Source organism: Nocardioides immobilis (assembly GCF_003515065.1).
In the GTDB taxonomy this organism is placed as follows: Bacteria; Actinomycetota; Actinomycetes; order Propionibacteriales; family Nocardioidaceae; genus Nocardioides; species Nocardioides immobilis.
Map to the genome: position 1 here is coordinate 30546 of NZ_QXGH01000014.1, position 21448 is coordinate 51993.

At 70.0% G+C, this 21448-nt stretch carries 23 protein-coding genes; 14 read left to right on the forward strand and 9 right to left on the reverse strand.

Features of this window, described 5'->3' with window-relative positions:
• Positions 1-87 precede the first annotated feature (87 nt).
• The 8 genes from atzF to D0Z08_RS10210 form a co-directional block, all read right to left on the reverse strand.
• On the reverse strand, positions 88-1866 hold the full coding sequence (gene atzF, locus D0Z08_RS10175) for an allophanate hydrolase (protein WP_118925137.1): 1779 nt from the start codon (positions 1864-1866) through the stop codon (positions 88-90).
• The gene (biuH, locus tag D0Z08_RS10180) at positions 1863-2573 is read right to left on the reverse strand and encodes a biuret amidohydrolase (RefSeq protein WP_118925138.1); all 711 of its coding nucleotides are present in this window, start codon (positions 2571-2573) and stop codon (positions 1863-1865) included. The genes atzF and biuH overlap by 4 nt, the downstream gene beginning before the upstream one ends.
• A 13-nt stretch (positions 2574-2586) precedes the next feature.
• Positions 2587-3138, reverse strand: coding sequence for an isochorismatase family protein (locus D0Z08_RS10185; RefSeq protein WP_118925139.1), 552 nt, complete (start codon positions 3136-3138; stop codon positions 2587-2589).
• A gap of 13 nt (positions 3139-3151) precedes the next feature.
• Entirely contained in the window at positions 3152-4297 is a 1146-nt protein-coding gene (locus tag D0Z08_RS10190; RefSeq protein WP_118925140.1) for a BMP family ABC transporter substrate-binding protein, read from the reverse strand.
• A gap of 119 nt (positions 4298-4416) precedes the next feature.
• On the reverse strand, positions 4417-5337 hold the full coding sequence (locus D0Z08_RS10195; protein ID WP_118925141.1) for an ABC transporter permease: 921 nt from the start codon (positions 5335-5337) through the stop codon (positions 4417-4419).
• On the reverse strand, positions 5334-6404 hold the full coding sequence (locus D0Z08_RS10200) for an ABC transporter permease (RefSeq protein WP_220454135.1): 1071 nt from the start codon (positions 6402-6404) through the stop codon (positions 5334-5336). Before D0Z08_RS10200 ends, D0Z08_RS10195 begins: the two co-directional genes overlap by 4 nt.
• Positions 6401-7915, reverse strand: a complete 1515-nt coding sequence (locus D0Z08_RS10205; protein ID WP_118925142.1) for an ABC transporter ATP-binding protein — start codon at positions 7913-7915, stop codon at positions 6401-6403. Before D0Z08_RS10205 ends, D0Z08_RS10200 begins: the two co-directional genes overlap by 4 nt.
• Position 7916: 1 nt before the next feature.
• The gene (locus D0Z08_RS10210; RefSeq protein WP_118925143.1) at positions 7917-8639 is read right to left on the reverse strand and encodes a GntR family transcriptional regulator; all 723 of its coding nucleotides are present in this window, start codon (positions 8637-8639) and stop codon (positions 7917-7919) included.
• Between the two features lie 158 nt (positions 8640-8797).
• Between D0Z08_RS10210 and D0Z08_RS10215 the strand changes: the two genes are divergently transcribed.
• The 12 genes from D0Z08_RS10215 to D0Z08_RS10270 all read left to right on the forward strand — a co-directional run bounded on the left by D0Z08_RS10215 (position 8798) and on the right by D0Z08_RS10270 (position 18936).
• Positions 8798-9430 carry an alpha/beta fold hydrolase gene (locus D0Z08_RS10215; RefSeq protein WP_147381391.1) on the forward strand — a complete coding sequence of 211 codons (633 nt, stop codon included), beginning with the start codon at positions 8798-8800 and terminating at the stop codon, positions 9428-9430.
• Between the two features lie 324 nt (positions 9431-9754).
• Positions 9755-10996: an urea ABC transporter substrate-binding protein gene (urtA, locus tag D0Z08_RS10220; protein ID WP_118925145.1), complete on the forward strand. Its 1242-nt coding sequence runs from the start codon at positions 9755-9757 to the stop codon at positions 10994-10996.
• An 81-nt stretch (positions 10997-11077) separates the two neighbouring features.
• Entirely contained in the window at positions 11078-11962 is an 885-nt protein-coding gene (gene urtB, locus D0Z08_RS10225) for an urea ABC transporter permease subunit UrtB (protein WP_118925146.1), read from the forward strand.
• Positions 11959-13023 (forward strand): urea ABC transporter permease subunit UrtC, encoded by a 1065-nt coding sequence (urtC, locus tag D0Z08_RS10230; RefSeq protein WP_118925147.1) that lies wholly within the window; start codon positions 11959-11961, stop codon positions 13021-13023. The genes urtB and urtC overlap by 4 nt, the downstream gene beginning before the upstream one ends.
• Positions 13020-13817 (forward strand): urea ABC transporter ATP-binding protein UrtD, encoded by a 798-nt coding sequence (urtD, locus tag D0Z08_RS10235; protein ID WP_118925148.1) that lies wholly within the window; start codon positions 13020-13022, stop codon positions 13815-13817. Before urtC ends, urtD begins: the two co-directional genes overlap by 4 nt.
• Entirely contained in the window at positions 13810-14490 is a 681-nt protein-coding gene (locus tag D0Z08_RS10240) for an ATP-binding cassette domain-containing protein (protein ID WP_118925149.1), read from the forward strand. Before urtD ends, D0Z08_RS10240 begins: the two co-directional genes overlap by 8 nt.
• Positions 14491-14494: 4 nt before the next feature.
• Positions 14495-14797 (forward strand): urease subunit gamma, encoded by a 303-nt coding sequence (locus D0Z08_RS10245; RefSeq protein ID WP_118925150.1) that lies wholly within the window; start codon positions 14495-14497, stop codon positions 14795-14797.
• Between the two features lie 9 nt (positions 14798-14806).
• Positions 14807-15139, forward strand: a complete 333-nt coding sequence (gene ureB / locus D0Z08_RS10250) for an urease subunit beta (protein ID WP_118925151.1) — start codon at positions 14807-14809, stop codon at positions 15137-15139.
• Positions 15132-16838, forward strand: coding sequence for an urease subunit alpha (locus D0Z08_RS10255; RefSeq protein WP_182481260.1), 1707 nt, complete (start codon positions 15132-15134; stop codon positions 16836-16838). The genes ureB and D0Z08_RS10255 overlap by 8 nt, the downstream gene beginning before the upstream one ends.
• The gene (locus D0Z08_RS10260; RefSeq protein WP_220454136.1) at positions 16838-17494 is read left to right on the forward strand and encodes an urease accessory protein UreF; all 657 of its coding nucleotides are present in this window, start codon (positions 16838-16840) and stop codon (positions 17492-17494) included. The genes D0Z08_RS10255 and D0Z08_RS10260 overlap by 1 nt, the downstream gene beginning before the upstream one ends.
• Positions 17487-18203, forward strand: coding sequence for an urease accessory protein UreG (ureG, locus tag D0Z08_RS10265; RefSeq protein ID WP_118925153.1), 717 nt, complete (start codon positions 17487-17489; stop codon positions 18201-18203). The genes D0Z08_RS10260 and ureG overlap by 8 nt, the downstream gene beginning before the upstream one ends.
• A gap of 25 nt (positions 18204-18228) precedes the next feature.
• Complete coding sequence (locus tag D0Z08_RS10270) at positions 18229-18936, forward strand: urease accessory protein UreD (RefSeq protein WP_182481261.1); 708 nt, start codon at positions 18229-18231, stop codon at positions 18934-18936.
• Between the two features lie 3 nt (positions 18937-18939).
• Here the strand turns inward: D0Z08_RS10270 and D0Z08_RS10275 are convergent, their stop codons facing one another.
• On the reverse strand, positions 18940-20004 hold the full coding sequence (locus tag D0Z08_RS10275) for a substrate-binding domain-containing protein (protein ID WP_118925155.1): 1065 nt from the start codon (positions 20002-20004) through the stop codon (positions 18940-18942).
• 176 nt (positions 20005-20180) lie between these two features.
• On the opposite strand from D0Z08_RS10275, the gene D0Z08_RS10280 reads away from it, so the two are divergent.
• Positions 20181-20591, forward strand: a complete 411-nt coding sequence (locus D0Z08_RS10280; protein ID WP_118925156.1) for a MarR family winged helix-turn-helix transcriptional regulator — start codon at positions 20181-20183, stop codon at positions 20589-20591.
• Between the two features lie 338 nt (positions 20592-20929).
• A complete protein-coding gene (locus D0Z08_RS10285) occupies positions 20930-21409 on the forward strand; it encodes a hypothetical protein (protein WP_118925157.1) in 480 nt (159 codons plus the stop codon).
• Positions 21410-21448: the final 39 nt, after the last annotated feature.

Consider the following 21448-nt stretch of genomic DNA (forward strand, 5'->3'; position numbering starts at 1 on the left):
CCGCGCTCACACGGCGGCACGGGACTTGCCGCCCGACATTCGAAAATCCTCGTCTACACCGGCGCACTGGGCCGCCCCCGCGGCGCGCTACCTCGCGGTCGAGCCGCAGTAGGCGGCCCATCCGCCGTGTGCGGTGATGTCCTCGGCCCCGTCCAGTCCCCAGGGTTCGCAAACGAATCCATGCACGAAGGAGCCGTCGGCGAGCTCGACCTGTCCGATCGCCAGCGGAGCGGCGACGTGTGCGAGGAACCCGCCGACCTCTGCCAACGGCAGCCGATAGACCTCGACGGCGATCTCGCTGCCGGAGCTGCCTGTGCGGCTGAGTGCCGGTTTCGGCGGGTGGGCGTCGAGGAGCCGGTAGAGCCGGTAACGAGGCGCCGTCGCGGTGCGGGCAACGAGCTGAGCGCCTCGCTCCACCAGCTGTTCGTGCAGCGGGAACCCGGCGAGGTGGGCACCGACGACCGCCAGGTCCAGGGTCGCCGCCGGAGGTTCGGCCCAGGCCGCCGCGGGGGTCGGAGCGTCTCCGAGGAGTGCCTCGATCGCCGCCCCCACAGCGGAGATCGTCGCGTCCTTGCCCGCAGCGGCCTGCACGGTCACCCCGAACGGGTGACCGCCTGCACCTCGACCGGCCGGCACCGCCAGCGCGCAGAGGTCGAGGAGGTTGGTGAAGGTCGTGAAGCGCCCCAGCCGGGCATTGAGGGCGACCGGGTCCGCGACCATCTCGGCCACGGCGAATGTTTCGGTGACGGTCGGCGTGATCAGCACGTCCACGGTCGCGAGCAGCCGGGAGACGGTCCGCCGCAGCGCCTGCATGCGGTCGAACGCACCGAACGCCTCGACGCCGGACACGCCGCCGGCGCCGAGGAGGACCTCGCGGATCTCGGGCAGGACCTCGTTGGACCGCTCGCCCAGGAACGTGGCGAGCCCGTGCAGGCGCTCGGCGAGCCAGGCGCCGCCGTACAGCTGGTCTCCTGCCTCGAAGAACGGCTCCATCGGTACGGCGACCAGCTCGGCGCCAGCACCGGTGAGACGACTCAGCAGCTCGTCCCAGCACGCCCGCTCGCCGCGCGCGCCCCAGGCGCAGATCTGGTCGGGGATACCGATCCGGAGGCGGTCCAGCGGCATCCGCAGCGGGGGCGACGGCTTCCCAAGCGGCCTGGCGTAGGGGTCGAGCTCGTCGTACGAAGCGAGTACGGCGAGCACGGCTGAGGCATCTGCTACCGACGTCGTGAAGACGGATGGGCAGTCGAGCGAACGGCATGCCGGCACGATCCCGCGGGTGCTCACCAGCCCGTGGGTGGGCTTGAGGCCGACGACGCCGTTGAGAGCGGCGGGCACCCGGCCGCTCCCTGCGGTGTCGGTGCCGATGGCGAACGACACGAGGCCCGCCGCGACGACGACCGCGGACCCGGAGCTCGAGCCGCCCGAGATCAGGTCGGGGTCGGCGACCGACACCGGGACGCCGTACGGGCTCCGGGTCCCGTTGAGGCCGGTGGCGAACTGGTCGAGGTTGGTCTTGCCGACCAGCAGCGCACCGGCCTCGAGCAGGCGCTCCACGACGGGTGCCGTCGTCGTCGGCTCGTAGGCGAATCCCGGACAGGCCGCCGTCGTCGGCATGCCGGCGACGTCGATGTTGTCCTTGACGGCGAACGGCACTCCCCACAGCGGCAGCCGCTCGCGATCGGCGGGGTCGAGGGCAGCGGCGGCGTTCCGGAGATGGTCCGGCTCGACCATGCAGATCCAGACACCGTCGTCGCCGCGGGCAGCGATGCGGGCGAGGACCGTCTCGACGACCTGAGCCGGCGTGCATCGTCCGCTCGCGTAGCCGCTCCGCAGCGACCCGGGCTCGAGGGTCGGGTCGGTCATGCCGCCCCGGCCGCCATGCCCAGGCTGGCGAGCAGCGCCGATGACGGGGCGATCGCCCCAAACACGCCGCCCTGCATCGTCACCATCTTCAGCGCCGCCTCGTAGTTGCCGCGGTCGGTGGCACCGGTGCAGTCGGTGAGCAGCAGGCACTCGTAACCACGGTCGTTGGCGTCGCGCATCGTGGTGTGGACACAGACGTCTGTGGTGATGCCGGTGAAGATCAGGTGCGTCACGCCCCGGGTGCGCAGCAGCAGGTCGAGGTCGGTGGCGTAGAACGACCCCTTGCCCGGCTTGTCGATCACGAGCTCGCCCTCGATCGGCGCGACCTCGGGCACGATCTCCCAGCCCGGCTCGCCGCGCGTCAGGATCCGTCCGCAGGGTCCGTCCGACCCGATCCCGGCGCCGATCTGCTGGCTGCGCCAGAGCTTGTTGGGAGGGCAGTCGGCGAGGTCGGGACGGTGCCCCTCCCGGGTGTGGACGATGAACATGCCGACCGCTCTCGCCGCGGCGAGCACCGCCTGCGTGGCGGGCAGCCCGGCCCGGGTGAGTGACAGGTCGTAGCCCATCCGGTCGACGTACCCGCCGGGGCCGCAGAAGTCGACCTGCCAGTCGATGTTGACGAGCGCGGTCGTGGCCGGCGAGAACGAGCCGTCGTACGGCCACGCGTAGGGCTGGGCGTCGAGCTTTCCGAACCTGGTGGTGTCCATTGGCGCTGTCCTTTCAGGCGGAGGTGATCGCGGCGCAGACGTCGACCGACTGGCCAACCGCGCCGAAGATCCCTCCGGACATCTCGATCTGGGAACGCGAGGCCGCCTCCAGGGCGGGCTCGTAGGCAAGGCACGCGTCGAGCACCAGGAGGCACTCGAAGCCGCGGTCGTTGGCGGACCGCATCGTGGAGTGGACGCCGGTCTCGAGCCAGGCTCCGGCGAGGAGCAGCTGGTCGCGACGGAGCCGCCGGAGCAGGCCGTCGAGCGGACTGCCGTAGAAACCGTCGATGCCGGCTGCGTCGAGGACGTGGTCGGCACCGACGACGGCGTGCTCGTCGCGGACGCCGGCGGACCGGTCGGGCGGTGTGGTCGTCACCTGGACCACCGCGCCGCCGACCGACTGGACCGTCCCGGCCGTCGCCCGCACCTCTTGCCAGATCCGCGAGTCCGGCAGACGGTCGCCTCCGAGCCGCGGGCTGATGACGACCAGCGCCACCCGCCCGGGATCCAGGGCTCCGTCCCACGGCCAGGCGTACGGCGTGGTGTGGGCGACGTTCCGGGTCATGTCCGTCCGGCCGTCACTGGGCCAGGTTTCCGATGACGCCCTGGACGAAGTAGTCCATCACGTCGTTGTCGGCGTACGTCGGTACGCCTCCCTCCTCGACGCGGACCTCGCCGTCCTGGTCGAGCACCGGTCCGGCGAACGGCGAGCCCTCCTCGGTGCCGAGCCACTCCTGGGCGGTCTCGATCGCCGTGATCGTCTCCTCGCTCACGCCCGGCCCGTACGGCGCCAGCACGAACGGGTTCGTCCCGGTCTTGTAGCCGACCCGGAAGTTGTCGTTGTACGCACTGCCGACGAAGTCGCCGTCGACCACCGTCTGGACAATGTCCGTGTAGACCGGCCCCCAGTCCCAGACGGCGCCGGTGAGCCAGCCCTCGGGGGCGATCTCGGACGCGTCGGCGTGGTAGCCGACCGTCATGGCGCCCGACTTCTCGGCAGCCTGGATCACCGTCGAGGTGCAGTCCTGGTGCTGTGTCAGGACGTCCACTCCCTCGTCGAGCAGGCTTTCGGCAGCAGCCTGCTGCTTGCCCGGGTCGCACCATGACGAGGTGCTGACGGTGATCGTCTCCACGTCGGGGTTGACGGACTGCGCACCGCGCTCGAACGCGTTGATGTTCGCGATCGTCTGCGGGATCGGGAACGCGTAGACGTAGCCGAGCTTGTCGCTCTCGGTCGCCGTGCCCGCGGCGATACCGGCGAGGTACATCGGCTCGTACACGGTGCCGAAGTAGGTGCCCGAGTTCTCCGGGATGTCGTCAGTGATCGTGTTGCCCTGCTGGACGACGACGACGTCGGGGTTCTCCTCGGCCACGCTCAGCGCGGCGTCGAGGTGCCCGTAGCTGGTGGCGAAGATCAGCTCGGCGCCCTCGTCGATCATCTGCTGCATGGTCGTCGCGGCCGTGTCGTCCTCGGGGACGTTCTCCGCCGTAAGCACCTCGAGGTCGGGGAACGCCGCCTCGACCGCCTGACTGCCTTCGTAGACGGCTTGGTTGTAGCCGAAGTCGTCCTTCGGGCCGACCATGATGAACCCGACGGTGGTGGTGTCCTTGCCGGGCTCACCGTCACCGGAGCTCCCGGCCTCGGTCGCCGAGGTGCACCCGGCGACCACGAGCGCCGCGCACGCGACGGCCAGGGCCCGGACGGTAGATTGATGGACGGACATGGGAGATCTCCTTTGTTCACGCACTGCGCCACGGCTGACGAGTTCTCCAGACCAGGAGCCGGGGCGCGGTGTCTTTTTCTGGGGTCCTTCTTCGGTCAGTTCTGTCGGGCGATCGCGGGTCAGCCGGATGGCGGTGCGTTCTCGAAGACGCGTTTGAGCTCGGCCGGCGACGCCGACAGCGTCCGCTTGCCGAGGATCGTGAGGACGGCGAGGGTCAGCACGAACGGCACGGCGTCGAGCAGGAACTGGTTGATCTCGAACGCCCGCGCCTGGAGCGCGGGTCCGAGCGCGATCGCGCAGCCGAACAGGTAGGCGCCACCGAGGACGCGCCACGGGCTCCAGGTCGCGAAGATGACGAGCGCGACGGCGATGAACCCGCGACCGGCCACCATGTTCTCGAACCACGCGTTGGCGTACGCCGTCGCGAGGTGCGCGCCGCCCATGCCGGCGAGCACGCCCCCGGCGGTCACCGCGCCGATCCGGATGGCGTGCACGCTGTAGCCGTGCACCGTCAGTGAGTCGGCTCGCTCACCGGCGGTCCGGCCGAGCAGCCCGACGCGGGTCTTGAACAGGACCACCCACACCAGCGGGACCACGAGGTAACCGAGGTACAGCAGGGGGTCGTGCTGGAACAGCACGGGACCCAGCACAGGGAGGTCGCTGAGCAGCGGGACCTCCCAGGTGTCGAACCCGACGACGGGCTGTCCGACGTACGGCGCACCGAAGAGCGAGGTGAGGCCCAGGGCGAGGAAGAGCAGGCTCAGCCCGGACGCGAACTGGCTGGCGCCGCGTCGTACGACGAGGTAGCCGTGCACCAGGGCGAGCGCCCCGCCGGCGGTGGCACCCGCAAGGACGCCGATCCACGGGTTGCCGGTCTCGACGCCGGCGGCATAGGCGCCGAGCGCCCCCACCAGCATCGACCCCTCGGTGCCGAGGTTGATCACGCCGGCGCGCTCGGAGACCGTCTCGCCCACGCCGGCGTACATGATCGACGTACCACCGCTGACGCCTCCACTGAGGACATCCACGACCAGGCTCATGCTGCGGCCTTCCTGCGCGAGGCCGTGAACCCGAGCACGGCGATGAGGATGAATGCGGTGAGGACGTGGATCGACGCAGCGGGCACGCCGGCGTCCAGCTGGAGGCTGTCGCCGCTCACCGAGAGCGCCGCGAACACGAAGGCAGCGACCAGGATCGGGAATGGCTGGTGCCTGGCGAGCCAGCACGCGAGGAACGAGGTGTAGCCGAGCTGGTAGCCGAAGCTCGGTCGCAGCTTGTACTCGACGCCGGCGAACTGGATCATCCCGGCGATGCCCGCCAGGGCACCGCCGATCATCAGCGCCGACAGCACGAGCAGCCGCACGTTGAGCCCGGCGCGCCGGGCCGCCTCGGCGTTGCCGCCGGCGACTGAGATCTTGTAGCCCCACCGGGTGCGGCTGAGCGCCAGGTAGACGACCACGGCGAGGACCAGCGCGAGCACGATGCCGACGTTGATGCGGGTGGCGGCGACGAACGGCAGCTTCGCGGCGTCGACCAGCTCCACCGTCGCAGGCTGACCGACGGGGCTCTCCCGCCAGGGTTGGTAGATCAGGAAGAGCAGGACGTCGAGGGCGACGAAGTTGAGCAGCAGCGTGCTGATCGCCTCGTTGACGCCCGCTACCAGCCGCATGGCGGCGGCGATACCGGCCCACACCGCTCCGGCGACCATCGCCGAGACCAGCATCGCGACCAGCAGCAGACCGGGTGCGGCGGTCTCCCCGACGAAGAGGAAGGCGCCGCACGCGCCCACTCCGCCCATGATGATCTGTCCCTCGCCACCGACGTTGGTGAGGCCCGCGCGCGCAGGTACGGCGACCGCGAGCGCACCGAGTACCAGCGGCGTCATCTGGACGACGATCTCCTGGAGCGAGCGTGACCTGAGGAAGGTCGACTCCCAGATCCCGGTGTACGCCGTGACCGGGCTCGCGCCCTTCAGCAACAGGAGGACGCTGAACACGACCAGCGCGACCGCGAGGGTGCCCACCCAGCGCATCACCACGGGGAGTGCCCGGGAGAGCAGCGGGGCAGGCGTCTGCTCGGCCTCGGGATCAGCCACGACGGCGGTCACGCCGCACCCCCGGTCATCAGGCTGCCGATGGACTGTCGGTCGAAGGCGGCGGGCAGGACCTCGCCCGAGATCGCCCCGTCGTGCATGACGAGGATCCGGTCGGCGAGCCCCATCAGCTCGTCGAGGTCCTCGCTGACGACCAGCACCCCCGCACCGGCATCGCGGCGTTCGAGCAGGATCTCCTGGGTACGGCGTACGTTCGCGATGTCCAGGCCTCGACTCGGGTAGGCCGCCACCACCAGCGTCGCGTCGAGAGACAGCTCCCGGGTCAGGACGACGCGCTGGATGTTGCCGCCGGACAGCTCGCTGACCCGTCGGTGCGGAGCGGCCATCCGCAGACCGAGCCGCTGGTCGGCGTCGGCGGTCGTCTCGCGCACCTTCCGCCAGTCGATGCCGAGACGTCTCGCTGGGAGCGGCCGTCCGTTGAGGATCATGTGTCCGGTCACGTCGAGCCGGCTGACGACTGCATCCGCGACGGGGTCCTCGGGCACGCTCGCGGCTCCGGCAGCAAGTGCTGCGGCCGCGGAGCGCACCTGCGTGCCGTTGATCCGGACCGTGCCGGCGCGGGGGCGGCGGAGCCCGAGGGCGACCTCGCACAGCTCACGTTGTCCGCTTCCCGCAACGCCGGCGATCCCGACCAGCTCGCCGGAGCGGACGGCCAGCTTGATCGCCTTGAGCGCGAGGTGGCCGCCGTCCGACGCACATTCGATCCCGGCCAGCTCGAGCGCAGGTGCGGCGCCGTTCGGCTCGCTCGTGCGCGCTGGCGGCCGTTGCAGGTCGGCGACACTGCGCCCCACCATCGCCTCCACCAGCTCGGCGTCGGAGTGCTGGCTCGGCACGATGTTGCTGAGGACGGCCCGGCCGCCGCGGAGCACCGTCGCCCGGTCCGCGATCGTGCGCACCTCGTCGAGCTTGTGGGTGACGATGACGACACCGAAGTCCTGGCTGCGCAGGTGCTCGACGACCCGGAACAGCGCTTCGACCTCCTGGGGCGCGAGGACGCTGGTTGGTTCGTCGAGGATCACCAGCCGCGCGCCGGTCATCAGGACCTTCAGGATCTCGACGCGCTGGCGCTCCCCGATCGAGAGGTGGCCGACCCACGCCCGGCTGTCGACCGCGAGGCCGAACCGTTCGCTCGCCTCGTCGATGCGCGCGCGCAGCGCTCCCAGGCGGAGCCGGACCCCGCCGGGGATCGCCAGGGCGATGTTCTCCGCGACGGTCAGCGCCGGGACCAGCCGGAGGTCCTGGAAGACCATGCCGATGCCGAGCCGGCGGGCGTCGGACGGGCTGGCCACGACGGCCTCGTGGCCGTCGAAGACGAGCTGGCCGGCGTCGGGGTGGTAGACGCCGTAGATCATCTTGAGCAGCGTGCTCTTGCCGGCACCGTTCTCGCCGACGAGCGCGTGCACCTCGCCCGGCCAGACTTCCAGGCTGACGTCGGTCGCGGCCTTGATCTCGCCGAAGCTCTTGGTCAGCCCGAGCACCTCGAGCAGTGGATGGCAGAGGGTCATCTCAGGCTCCTCGGTTGCGGCGACTGCGCAGCGAGCGCTGCCGGATCGCCTCGGCTGCGCGCTGCTCGACGACCTCGAGTGAGGCGCCGATGTGGTCCCTCAGCCGGTCGACGGACAGCGCGATGTCGTCGTCCAGCAGGGCCTCGACGATCCCGAGATGCTCGGCGATCGAGGAGGTGATGCGGTCCTCGGTCAGGAAGTCATAGGTGCGGACAGCCCGGATGCGTCCGTTGACCGACTCCAGGGTCTCGGCGAGCGCCAGGTTGCCCGATGAGCGCAGCAGGGCCAGGTGGAAGCTCTCGTCGAGCTCGATGAACGAACCGTCCGGCTCGGGTGGATCCGCCTGGATCGCTAGCCAGGCCTCCCGCAGCTCGACGAGTGCATCGCGGTCGTGGGAGATCCCTTCTTCCAGAGCACGGGTCAGGCCCCGCAGCTCGAGCGTGAGCCGCAGCTCGTAGAGGTCGCGCATGTCGAACAGGTCGATCTCTGCGACGTAGTAGCCACCGTCGTTGAAACGCTTGAGCAGGCGGTCGGCGTGGAGCCGTACGAACGCCTCGCGGACCGGCGTACGGGAGACGGCGAGCTGCTCGGCGATCGGCTCCTCGGCCAGGCGTTGGCCGGTCGGGAACTCTCCCAGCATGACCATCCTCCGGATCTGCGTGTACGCGCGCTCCCGCAGCAGCTGTGCCGCGGTCGCGCGTGTCGCTGTGGTCTCGACGTCCATGTCCCGCTTCCGTTTCCCGAGTGACCCGACACGTCGTATGCCGCGCTGTATACAAGGCTGGACACTGAATGTTTCGGCGCTCAGCGACGGCCTATGACGTTTGCGTAACCGGCAGGACCGACGTCCCTCCCCGCACGGGAGAGGCCTACGTTGGACCCGTGCATCCCCGCGCCCCCCGCGTCGTGCTGGTCCACGGGACGGCCACCGCCCCCGTGGTGTGGGACCGGCTCCGACCTCTGCTCGACGGCTACGACGTCTCGGCTCCGGAGCGGCCGCGCACCGGCGACCTGAAGGCCGAGTCGGCCTGGTTGGCGAACCACGCGAGCGGCGCCTGGGTGGTCGGCATGAGCGGCGGAGCGACCCTCGGGCTGGAGCTGGTCCGGAACGGGACACCGCTCGCCGGCGCGATCCTTCACGAGCCCGCCGTGGGGAGCCTGGTGACGGACCTGCTGACGCCCGTCACCGAGGCATTCGCCACCGACGGAACTCCGGGCCTCGCCCGCGCCCTGTACGGCAGCTCCTGGCACCCTGACATGGTCGAGACCAGCGATGACACCACGGCCGGCGAGCTGGCGATGTTCCGAGGGTTCGAGCCGGGCCCGGTGTCGCCGGCCTCCGGCAGGGTCCTGATCACGTACGGCGCCGCGTCCCCGGAGCCGCGTCACCGGGCCGCGCGGGCGCTCGCCGAGCGCTTCGGCTACGCCATCCGCGCGCTGCCCGAGGCCAGCCACTTCGTGGCGTGGGACGACCCGACCGCGTTCGCTGCCCTCATCCGCGACGTGATCGGCTGACTCGGCCAATGCCCGCCCGGAATAGCGTGGAATCCGAACGGGCGTCCATTCCCCGCTTTGCACGGGCTGCGTCGTTCCGCCGCCCATGGCCTGTCAGGTCGCCGACCTCGGGTCCACCGCCCGCTGGCGAGCCACCTCAGCCGATAGTGGGGCAGCGTGCACTTGCGGAAGCGGCCGGCTCGTCATCACGATTTAATACCATTTGGTAATAGTTGGAAACGCCCTCTCCCTAGGTTCCTCGGCAACCGGGGACACATCGATGTGTCCCAGCCAGCACACGGCGGCCGTGTCGCCGTGCACCCTGATCGAGAGGGCTGCCCACCCGTGTTCTCACCACGCTCCCGCCTCGCGACCGGCACCGTCGTCGCGCTGACCGCGACCCTCGGCCTGTCTGCCTGCGGCAACAAAGACGGAGAAGGGACGGCAGCCGAGAGCTGCGTCGACACCTCCGGCGACAGCATCAAGCTCGGGTTCCTCAACTCCACGTCAGGCGCCATGGCGATCAGCGAGCAGACCGTCCGCGACTCCCTCTCGCTCGCGGCGGAGGAGATCAACGCTGACGGCGGCATCCTCGGCAAGGAGATCGAGTTCGTCACCGAGGACGGCGCCAGCGACCCGGCGATCTTCGCCGAGAAGATCGACAAGCTGCTCACCGGCGACTGTGTCGCGGCGGTCTTCGGCGGGTGGACGTCCGCGTCACGGAAGGCCATGCTCCCGGTCGTCGAGGCCAACAACGGCCTGCTGTTCTACCCGGTGCAGTACGAAGGTCTCGAAGCGTCGGAGAACATCTACTACACCGGCGCCACCACCAACCAGCAGATCATCCCGGCGATGGACTTCCTCGCCTCGGAAGGCGTCGAGTCGCTCTTCCTCGCGGGGTCCGACTACGTGTTCCCGCGCACGGCCAACAAGATCATCAAGCAGTACGCCGCGGAGCTGGGCATCGAGATCGTCGGCGAGGAGTACGTGCCGCTCGACGACGACGACTGGACCACGCAGGTCGCCAAGATCGTCGAGGCCGATCCGGACTTCGTCTTCAACACCATCAACGGCTCCTCCAACGTGGGCTTCATCAAGGCCTACTACGAGCAGGGGCTCACCGCCGAGACGAATCCGATCATCTCCGTGTCCATCGCGGAGGAGGAGGCGCCGGCGATGGGGAAGGACGTGACCGGGCAGTACGCCGCGTGGAACTACTTCCAGTCCGTGGAGAGCCCGACCAACGCCACGTTCATCGCGGCGTTCCAGGACAAGTACGGCGCGGAGCGGCCGACGTCGGACCCGATGGAGGCGGCGTACACGTCGCTGTACCTCTACAAGGCCCTGGTCGAGAAGGCCGAGTCCTTCGAGGTCGACGACATCAACGAGTCCGCTGACGGCGTCACCTTCGATGCGCCGGAAGGCACGGTCACGATCGACGGGGACAACCACCACATCGCCAAGACCGCACTGATCGGACAGATCAACTCCGACAACCAGTTCGACGTGGTCTGGTCCTCGGAGAGCCCGATCGAGCCCGACCCGTTCCTCGAGGGCTACGACTGGTGGGACCCCAGCGCGGAGTGACGACGACCGGCTCGGTGCGCCCTCTCGGGGGGCGCACCGCGCTGACCAGCCCCATCCGCTCCGGGCTTCAGGAGACCCTCCTTGGACTCGTTCACGACCCCGCTGCTCGCCGGTACGGCCACCGGCGCGCTGCTCCTCATCGCCGCTCTCGGACTGGCGCTGACGTTCGGCCAGATGGGCGTCATCAACATGGCGCACGGTGAGTTCCTAATGGCCGGCGCCTACACGGCCTTCCTCACCCAGCAGGTCGTCACCAACGCGGACGTCTCCATTCTGGTGGCCCTCCCGGCTGCCTTCGTCGTCGCGGGACTGCTCGGGCTGCTGCTCGAGGTCACCGTGATCGCCTGGATGTACCGCCGCCCGCTCGACACCCTGCTGGTGACCGTCGGCGTGGGGTTGTTCCTCCAACAGCTGGCCAAGGACGTCTTCGGAGCCCAGGGCGACCCGGTGCGGACCCCGAGCTGGCTGGAGGGGAACCTCCCGGTGTTCGGCTACCACTGGCCCTACCGGCAGATGTTCACGATCGTGCTCGCGGTGGTCGCGCTCGCAGCCCTCGCCGCTCTCCTGAAGTACTCGTCGTTCGGACGGCAGATCCGCGCGACGGTCCAGAACCGCGACCTGGCCGAGACGGTGGGCGTCAGGACGCGCGCGGTCGACCGGATCACGTTCTTCGTCGGATCCGGGCTCGCCGGGATCGGCGGCGTCGCGGTGTCCCTCATCTCCGGCACGAACCCCCGGCTCGGTACGGCGTACATCATCTCCGCGTTCCTCGTCGTCGTCGCGGGCGGTCTCGGTCAGCTCAAGGGCACCGTCATCGCCGCCTTCGCGGTCGGCATCGCCACGTCGTTCTTCGCAGACTGGACCAGCGCCAGCATGGCGCAGGTCGCCACGTTCGCGCTCGTAGTGGTGTTCCTGCAGCTCCGACCGCAGGGCCTGTTCACCGTGCGCAGCAGGGGGCTGGCATGAGGACGGCCGTCCGCACCTTCGGGCCGCTGGTGGCGATCGCCGCGCTCGCGGTGCTGCTCCTGGTCGTGGCGCCCGCCGTGCTGAGCCCGTTCCGGCTCAACAACCTCGGGAAGTACTGCTGCTGGGCGATCGCGGCCGTCGGGATCGGCCTGGCGTGGGGCCGCGGCGGGATGCTGGTCATGGGCCAGGGCGTGTTCTTCGGCATCGGCGGCTACGCGATGGCGATGCACCTCAAGCTGGAGGCGGCGGGTCCGGAGGGCGTCCCCGACTTCATGATGCTGTACGGCGACGGCACCATGCCAGTCTGGTGGGAGCCGTTCCGCAGCGGCGCGTTCACGCTGTTCGCGATCGTCGCCCTGCCTGCGGTCGCCGCCGCGATCCTCGGCTACGCGATCTTCAAACGCCGGGTCAAGGGCGCCTACTTCGCGATCCTCACCCAGGCGCTCGCGGTCGTGTTCGCGACGCTCCTCATCGCGACCATCCAGGAGACGGGCGGCTTCAACGGGCTCAACCAGTTCACCTTCTTCTTCGGCTACAACCTCTACGACCCGGTGAACAAGAAGATGGTCTACTCGATCGCGGCTGCCTTGCTCATCGGCTGCCTAGTCGTCGTCTGGCAGCTCTACCGCAGCCGGTTCGGGGAGCTGCTGGTCGCCACTCGGGACGCCGAGGAGCGGGTGCGGTTCCTGGGCCACGACCCCGCCAACGTCAAGCTCGCAGCGTTCGTGATCGCCGCGGTGATGGCCAGCATCGGCGGCGCCATGTTCGCTCCGATCGCCGGCATCATCTCACCGTCGGACGTCGACGCGACCGCATCGATCTTCCTCATCGCCGGGGTCGCGCTCGGCGGCCGGGCGCTGCTGCTCGGTCCCGCTCTCGGCGCACTTGCGGTCGGCTACGGACGCTCATCACTGTCCGAGTCCTTCCCCGACCAGTGGACCTACTTCCTCGGAGCTCTGTTCATCGTGGTCATCCTGTTGTTCCCCGCCGGGCTCGGCTCGGCGTTCGGGCGGGCGGCCGCACTGGTGCCCCTTCCGCGCCGGAAGGAGACCACCTCGTGAAGCTCGACCACGCGACGCCCGACGAGGTCGGCCTCGACTACCTCGAGATCAGGGACCTGACCGTCCAGTTCGACGGGTTCACGGCGGTAGACGCCGTCGACCTGACCCTGATCCAGGGCCGGGTGCACTTCCTCATCGGCCCGAACGGCGCCGGCAAGACCACGTTGGTCGATGCCGTCACGGGGCTGGTGCCCGCCACCGGTCAGGCCCGCTACCGCAACCAGAACCTGCTCGCGATGCGTTCCCACCGGATCGTGCGGGCCGGCATCGGCCGCACCTTCCAGACGGCGACCGTCTTCGAGCAGCTCAGCGTGCTCCAGAACCTCGACATCGCCGGTGGCGTCCACCGCTCCCCGTTCGCACTGCTCCGCGCGCGGCGTGGAGTGCCGTCGTACGTCGCCGACGCCCTCGAGACCGTCGGCCTCGCCGACCTGAGGGACAAGCCGGCAGGCGTGCTCGCCCACGGGCAGAAGCAGTGGCTCGAGATCGGCATGCTGCTGGTGCAGGACGCCAAGGTGATGCTCCTCGACGAGCCGGTGGCGGGGATGAGCGCCGAGGAGCGGGAGGAGACCGGCGCGCTCCTCCAACGGATCGGGAAGGAGCGCACGATCGTCGTCATCGAGCACGACATGGACTTCGTCCGCAGCTTCGCCGACGTCGTCACCGTGCTGCACGCCGGGAAGGTGCTGACCGAGGGCACCGTTGCCGAGATCCAGGCCAGTCCCGAGGTGCAGGAGATCTACCTCGGCCGCATCGTCGAAGGCGTCGTCGAGGAGGGGGCGGACCATGCTTGAGGTTCGCGACGTCACCGCCGGCTACGGCCGGACGATGGTGCTCGAGAAGGTGACCCTCGCCGTACCACCAGGAGGTGCGGTTGCGGTGATGGGCCACAACGGGGCCGGCAAGACGACGCTGCTCCGCGTCGCGGTCGGCCTGCTCCCGGTCCGCTCCGGTCGGGTCTTCCTCGACGGCGACGACGTCACGGGCCTCCGTCCGAGCGCGCGGGTACGGCGAGGCCTGGGCTACGTGCCGCAGGGACAGCAGGCCTTCCCCCAGATGACCACGCTCGAGAACCTCCGGCTGATCACCACCACCCGCGAACGGATCGACGACGTGCTCGACACGTTCCCGGCGCTCCGTGGCCTGCTCTCGCGACGCGCCGGGCTGCTCTCCGGCGGCCAGCGCCAGCAGCTGGCGATCGCCCGGACCCTGCTCACCCAGCCGCGGATGCTCATCCTCGACGAGCCGACCGAGGGCATCCAGCCCAACGTCGTCGCCGAGATCGAGGGTGTCATCAGCGCGCTCACCGAGCGTGGCGACCTGTCCGTGCTGCTCGTCGAGCAGCACGTCGGGTTCGCCCTGCGGGCCACGAGCAGCTACTGCGTGCTCGAGTCGGGGCGGATCACGTCGCGTGGTGATGGCGGGCCCGCAGCGATCGACGCCGTGCGCGCGGCGATGGCAGTGTGACGCCGTGCACCTGACCCCAGCGGACACCGAGAAGCTGTTGCTGGCCGTCGCGGGAATGGTCGCCCGTGACCGGCGCGCCCGCGGCATCCGGCTCAACTACCCGGAGACCGTGGCGCTCCTCAGCTGCTGGGTCATCGAGGAGGCCCGGGCCGGGGCGTCGGTGCTTGACCTGATGTCCCGGGGCCGCGAGGTCGTGTCCCGCGACGAGGTCATGGACGGGGTGGCGGACATGCTCGCCGACGTCCAGGTCGAGGCCACCTTCCCTGACGGCCGCAAGCTCGTCACCCTCCACCACCCGATCGCTTAGGAGCACACCATGGGACTCACCACCTCCGGGCCGGGCGCGATCCGGGTCGCCGAGGGCACGATCGTGCTCAACGGCGACCGCAGCGCCGACGAGCGCCGTCGCCTCGTCATCACCAACACCGGGGACCGGCCGGTCCAGATCGGGTCCCACATACACCTCGCCGAGGTCAACACCGCGCTGTCCTTCGATCATGCTGCCGCAGTCGGCTTCCGGCTCGACATCCCGTCCGGGACCTCGCGACGGTTCGAGCCGGGTGCCTCCCAAGAAGTCGACCTGGTCGCGCTCCGCGGCCGCCGCCTGGTCCCCGGAATCCAGGTCAAGGCTGACGGACGCCGTGGTTGAGATCAGCCGCGCGTCGTACGCGGCGCTCTACGGGCCGACCGTCGGTGACCAGGTGCGTCTCGGCGACACCGATCTGTGGATCGAGATCATCGAGGACCGCACCGTCGGTGGTGAGGAGGCGGTGTTCGGGGGTGGCAAGTCGATCCGGGAGTCGATGGCGCAGTCGACGGCCACGTCGGCCGAGGGAGCTCTCGACACCGTGATCACCAACGCGGTCGTGCTCGACCACTGGGGGATCGTGCGGACCGACGTCGGCATCAGGAACGGACGGATCGTCGGTCTCGGCCGAGCCGGCAACCCCGACGTCGCCGACGGCGTTCATCCCGACCTGCTGATCGGTCCCGGCACCGACGTGGTGTCGGGCGAGGGCAAGATCCTCACCGCAGGTGCCATCGACGTCCACGTGCACCTGCTCTCGCGCTCGCAGATCCACGAAGCGCTCGCCACAGGAATCACGACCATCGGCGGTGGCGGCACCGGGCCGTCCGAGGGATCGAAGGCCACGACCGTCACGCCAGGCAGGTGGCACCTCACCTCCGTGCACCGGGCACTCGACGACCTGCCGGTCAACGTGCTGCTGATGGGCAAGGGCAACACGGTGAGCGCCGCCGGCCTGGCCGAGCAGGCGCTCGCCGGCGCCGCGGCCTACAAGGTGCACGAGGACTGGGGATCGACGCCCGCCGCGATCGACGCCGCGCTGCGGGCAGCCGACGAGTTCGGCCTCCAGGTGGCCCTGCACTCCGACAGCCTCAACGAGGCCGGGTACGTCGACTCGACGATCGCAGCGATCGCCGGGCGCGGCATCCATGCCTTCCACGCCGAAGGAGCCGGCGGTGGCCACGCGCCCGACATCCTGACGGTCGCCTCGCTCCCCCACGTCATCCCCGGGTCCACCAACCCCACGCTCCCCCACACCGTCAACACGGTCGCCGAGCACCTCGACATGTTGATGGTCTGCCACCACCTCAACCCGACCGTGCCCGAGGACCTCGCGTTCGCGGAGTCGCGGATCCGCGCCAGCACGATCGCCGCGGAGGACCTGCTGCACGACATCGGCGCGCTGTCGATCACGTCGTCGGACGCGCAAGCGATGGGCCGGATCGGGGAGGTGGTGTGCCGCACCTGGCAGGTCGCCCACGTCATGAAAGCCCGGTACGGCGACCACGCCGACCTCGGAGGCGGGCACGCGGACAACCTCCGGGCCATGCGCTACGTCGCGAAGTACACGATCAACCCGGCGATCGCCCACGGCATCGACCACGAGGTCGGTTCGGTCGAGCCCGGGAAGCTGGCCGACCTGGTCCTGTGGGATCCGCGCTTCTTCGGCATCCGGCCGTCCGTCGTGCTCAAGGGGGGCGCGCTGGTCTGGGGTGCACTGGGCGACCCCAACGCATCGATACCGACACCGCAACCGGTGCTGATGCGGCCGACCCTGGTGAGCGACGGCAGCCCGTACGCCTTGACCTTCGTCGCGCAGGCAGCGCTCGACGACGGTCTCGCGGGGCGGCTCGGACTCCGTCGCCGGCTGACGGCCGTCAGCGCCACGCGTGACGTCACCAAGGCGTCGATGATCAACAACGCGGCGCTCCCCCGGATCGACATCGATCCCGAGACCTTCGACATCGACGTCGAAGGTGAACGGATCGTCCCGCAGCCGGCCGAGACGCTGCCGCTCGCCCAGCTGTACGCGATGTTCTGATGCACCCCGAGCTCATGCTGATGCTCCTCGCCGACGCCCGGCTGCCGGTGGCCGGTCACACCCAGTCCGGCACCGCCGAGGCCGCCCTCGCGAACGGGCTGACGGCGTACGACGTCCCGTCCTACCTCCGGACCCGGCTGCGCAGCGTGACGCTCGTCGAGGCCGGCACCGCTGTCGTCGCGCGCCACCGAGCTCAAGTCGGCGAGCCGCTGGCCGACGTCGACGTCGCCTGGGCCGCCCGCACTCCGAGTGGCGCCCTACGCCAGTCCTCCCGCGGCCAGGGCCGAGCGCTGCGGCGGCTCGCCGAGCGGCTCTGGCCGGACGCGCTGGCGCCGGTCGGCGAGCTCCGCACGCCGTCGAGGGCGGCGGTGCTGGGAGCTGTGTCGGGCTACCTCGGCCTGGGCTCTGGTTCGCTCGCGCGGTTGGTGGGGTACGACGACGTGCAGACCGTGTGCGCGGCCGTGCTGAAGCTGGCCCCCCTCGACCCGGCGGTCGCGACCGGTTGGGTAGCCGGCGCGCTGCCCGAGATCGCCGCGCTCGCGGCCGAGGTCGCTGACCTGAAGACGCCGGACCAGATCCCGGCTGTCGGGTGCCCACAGATCGAGGCGTGGGCCGAGGCCCATGCCGTGACCAGCAGGAGGTTGTTCCGTGCCTGACCACCCCGACCGTCACGAGCACGCCCCGCACGCCCACCCTGACCGCGCCCTCCGGCTCGGTGTCTGTGGTCCGGTGGGCACCGGGAAGAGCTCGCTGATCGCTCTGTTGTGCCGCGAGCTCGCCTCCTCGCTCGGACTCGCCGTCGTGACGAACGACATCTACACCGACGAGGACGCCCGTTACCTGCGCTCGGCCGGGGTGCTGGCTCCGGACCGGATTCGAGCGGTCGAGACCGGCGCGTGCCCGCACACCGCGATCCGCGACGACATCACCGCCAACCTGCTCGCCATCGAGGAGCTCGAGGAGCAGTACGACGACCTCGACCTGGTGATGGTGGAGTCGGGGGGCGACAACCTTACGGCCACCTTCTCCCCCGCACTCGTCGACGCCCAGGTCTTCGTGCTCGACGTCGCCGGTGGCGGCGACGTGGCTCGCAAGGGTGGACCGGGGATCGAGCGCGCCGACCTCCTCATCGTCAACAAGACCGACCTGGCGCCGTACGTCGGCGTCGACGTCGCCCAGATGGTCACCGACGCCACTGCGGTGCGCGCCGACCGGCCGGTTATCGGCCTGTCCCGCTCCGACAGAGCCAGCATCGATGCGCTGCTCGCGTGGGTCAGGTCCGTGCTCGACTCCCACCGTGCGGGCACCCTCGTGCCTCGCGACCCCGGCCCGATGGCGCGCCACGTCCATGCTCACCAGCACTGAGCGAGTCGGCCGGACACGCATCAGGGTGACCGCCGATTCGGACGGCGGTCGCTGCCGGGTGCGGACGGCCATGACCGGGTCGGACCCGACCGCAGCACTGCTGCGTCCGATGGTCCTCCACCACGACTCGGAGGCGGCCCGGATCAGCCTGGTGCCGGAAGGGGCGCTCCTGCTCGCCGACGACGCGATCGAGATCGACGTCACGGTCGACGCCGGCGTCCGGTTGGACCTGGTCGAGCCGGGCGGCACCGTGGCCTTCGACATGCGCGGTCGCCGGGCGCGGTGGGACGTCCGCATCCGGCTGGGCCGCGACGCCGTACTAACCTGGGCGGGCGAGCCGTTCGTCGTCGCTGCTGGGGCCGACGTCGCCCGCCGCTTCGACCTCGTGCTCGCCGCGGGCGCCGCAGTGGCGATCCGGGAGACCCTCGTCCTCGGTCGGTACGGCGAGGGGCCGGGCCGGATGAGCCAGCACTCCAGTGCGGTGCTCGACGGCGTGCCCGTCCTGGTCGAGGACCTTCCGCTCGACGCGACGACCGCACCGGGCCTCCTCGGCGGCCACCGGGTGCTGTGCTCGGTCCTCCTGCTGGGTCGCTCGGCACTCACGGACCCGGAGGCCGCCTCGGACCGGCTGGACCTGGAGGCAGGTGGCCACCTCTGGCGGCGACTCGGTGCACACGCCCACGAAGCACGGCTTCCGGATGCATGGGCAGCAGCCGTGCGGGCGATCGGCTGAGTCTCAGTGCGCGCGTGCGATCTGCTGCTCCACCCGGAACGCCAGGCCGTCCGCAGCAGCGACGTAGACGTCCTGGTCGAGCAGGTTGCCGTCGAGGCGCATGAGCCCACGCGGACTGGAGTAGAAGTGCCCATCGCGCATCCGCCGCACCGCACGCACGTCGATCGAGCCGCACACCTCGCCCAGCCTGGCCAGGAAGAACAGCGCCTCGTAGCACGACTCCCCGACAGCGTTGAGCGTCGGTGCCCACCGTCCCCAGCGGGCGTAGTAGGCCCGGGCCAGCTCGGCGCTCTCCGCGGTCCCGAGGGCGTCGAAGAACGCCGCTGCCGCATACAGGCCGTCGTTGGCAGCCGCCCCGCCTGCGAGCAGCGTGTTCTCCTCCACCGCCGGGCTGAGCCTCGGCATGGCCGCGCTGAGACCGGACCGTCCGAACTCCCGGTTGAAGTGCACCGCGTCCTGACCCATCAGCAGCATGATCACGCCGTCCACCGGCTCCCGGGACAGGTCCGAGATCACCTGGCGGAAGTCGGTCGTCCCCAACGGCACGTAGGTCTCGCTGACGATCGACGACCGGGTGTCCTCGAGGGCGAGACGCGCGGTCGCACCGGTCACCCGCGGGAAGACGTAGTCGTTGCCGACGATCGCCCAGCGGCCGATCGAGAGCTCCTCGCGCATCCAGTGCGCAGCCGGCAACAGCTGGTTGATCGGGCGCTCACCGATCATGAACACACCCGGGGTGGCGTCGCCGCCCTCGTGCATCGCGGCGAACGCGTAGACCACCCGTCCGCCCACGCGCCGGGTGATGGCCTGCCGGACCGCCGAGGTGTGCCAACCGGCCACGGCCTCGACCCGGCCCGCATCGACCAGGCGGCCGACCTCCGCCGCCACGACCACCGGGTCCCGACCCCCGTCGACGACGACCAGCTCGACCTCACGCCCCGCGATCCCCGTCGCCGTGTTCAGCTGCTCGACCGCCAGCTCGCCGCACGCGAGGCACGACGGACCGTAGATGCCGGTCGGGCCCTGCAGCGGGACCACGAACGCGATCGAGAGCTGGGGGCCGGGCAACGGACCTCCGGGCGGTGGAGGGCGGGTGCGCCTGGCGACGGTGCAAGGTGCGCTTCACCCGGAGATCCCGGGCGTCCGCCTAGGATAGGGACCGACGCGGCGGCTCGTTGCGCTGCTGACCAGAATGTGACCCATCACCGGTCGGTCCGGCTGGTGCGTGCCACCGGAGGACGGCTGTGACCGAGGACGCTAACGTCGATCTGTCATCCAGTCTCGCCGTGCGCCTGCGCCGGGCCGAGGCCGCGATCCGTGCGCGACTCCACCCGTTGCTCGACGACAACGGGTTGTCGATGGAGCACTGGCGCATCATCGCCGTGGTCGACGATAACCCCGGCATCAGCATGCGTTCCGTGGCGATCGCCGCGGTCGTCCCCGCCGCAACCCTCACGCGCCACATGGACAAGCTCGTCGAGCACGGCGTCGTCGTGCGCCACGTGGACCCTGCCGACAAGCGGCGCGTGGTCGCCGCGCTCTCGCCCCGGGGTCGAACGCTCGCCGCGCACCTGAGGGAACAGGAGAAATTGGCAGACATCCCGGCGAACGTCGAGCTGACCGACAGCGATGCCGGGCTTCACTTCACGGCGTAACCCAAGTTCTCGCGAAGCTCTCGGGCAGACTTCGAGTCCCAGTAGGGGATGGGTACCTCATGTGCTCGCCTACGAATGCCCGGCACCTACTCGATGCCGCGGAGCATTGGAGAGCTCTGTCGCAAGACCGGATCGATCCGTCTGAGCGATACGGCTCGTCCGGGATGCTCGTGAGGTAGCGCACGCCTGGAACGTCAGATCACCACCTGTTGTGTGACGTTCGCGCAACCGGCAATGGCCGGCCGTAAATGCTTGATTTCACTGGCTTGTCGGACTCACGGGCCACCGGGTGCGGGGCTACCGTTAGTGCTCCCCAACCCCGGGCGCCATGGAGAACGATGCCAGACCCCCTTTACCGCCAGCGGTACCGCGCACTCAAACTCGTGATCGAAGAGATGGACCGTCGTCGCGACGGCGTGATTCCTTCTCAGGTTGCCGAGCTCTGGGAGGTCTTCGAGGACGACGTTGACCTCGTAGGGGCTCTGCAGATGCGCTGGTACACCCGCCTGAGTGGCCGAATCGACTTTGAACAGTCGCGGGGGCACGACCGCGATCAAGCCGTCGTGTCGGCGTGGCGGCTCACCCATGCTGAGATGCCCGGGGTGCGCATGGCGCTCGATCGACTTCTCGAAAGCCCGACATGTCCCCAGATGGGCCTGATGCTGGCCAAGGCTCAACGCAACGAGCACATCATGGTCGCGCTGTGGCCGGTCTTACCTGGTTTCACAACGACCGCGCCGCAGCGCTCGGCTCCGACCTCGAGCGCACCGCCCGCCACGTCACGCACGTCCCAGACGTTCAACGCTTCGATTCAGTGACGAGGCGCTGCTCCCTAGCCGCGCGACTGAGGAGAATCC

Excerpts from the sequence above, each read along its gene's own strand:
- ureB (WP_118925151.1), top strand. The coding sequence starts at position 14,807 with ATGGGACTCACCACCTCCGGGCCGGGCGCGATCCGGGTCGCCGAGGGC.
- D0Z08_RS10240 (WP_118925149.1), top strand. The coding sequence starts at position 13,810 with ATGCTTGAGGTTCGCGACGTCACCGCCGGCTACGGCCGGACGATGGTG.
- D0Z08_RS10210 (WP_118925143.1), bottom strand. The coding sequence starts at position 8,639 with ATGGACGTCGAGACCACAGCGACACGCGCGACCGCGGCACAGCTGCTG.
- atzF (WP_118925137.1), bottom strand. The coding sequence starts at position 1,866 with ATGACCGACCCGACCCTCGAGCCCGGGTCGCTGCGGAGCGGCTACGCG.
- D0Z08_RS10195 (WP_118925141.1), bottom strand. The coding sequence starts at position 5,337 with ATGAGCCTGGTCGTGGATGTCCTCAGTGGAGGCGTCAGCGGTGGTACG.
- D0Z08_RS10285 (WP_118925157.1), top strand. The coding sequence starts at position 20,930 with ATGCCAGACCCCCTTTACCGCCAGCGGTACCGCGCACTCAAACTCGTG.
- biuH (WP_118925138.1), bottom strand. The coding sequence starts at position 2,573 with ATGGACACCACCAGGTTCGGAAAGCTCGACGCCCAGCCCTACGCGTGG.
- D0Z08_RS10260 (WP_220454136.1), top strand. The coding sequence starts at position 16,838 with ATGCACCCCGAGCTCATGCTGATGCTCCTCGCCGACGCCCGGCTGCCG.
- D0Z08_RS10190 (WP_118925140.1), bottom strand. The coding sequence starts at position 4,297 with ATGTCCGTCCATCAATCTACCGTCCGGGCCCTGGCCGTCGCGTGCGCG.
- D0Z08_RS10205 (WP_118925142.1), bottom strand. The coding sequence starts at position 7,915 with ATGACCCTCTGCCATCCACTGCTCGAGGTGCTCGGGCTGACCAAGAGC.
- urtC (WP_118925147.1), top strand. The coding sequence starts at position 11,959 with ATGAGGACGGCCGTCCGCACCTTCGGGCCGCTGGTGGCGATCGCCGCG.
- D0Z08_RS10185 (WP_118925139.1), bottom strand. The coding sequence starts at position 3,138 with ATGACCCGGAACGTCGCCCACACCACGCCGTACGCCTGGCCGTGGGAC.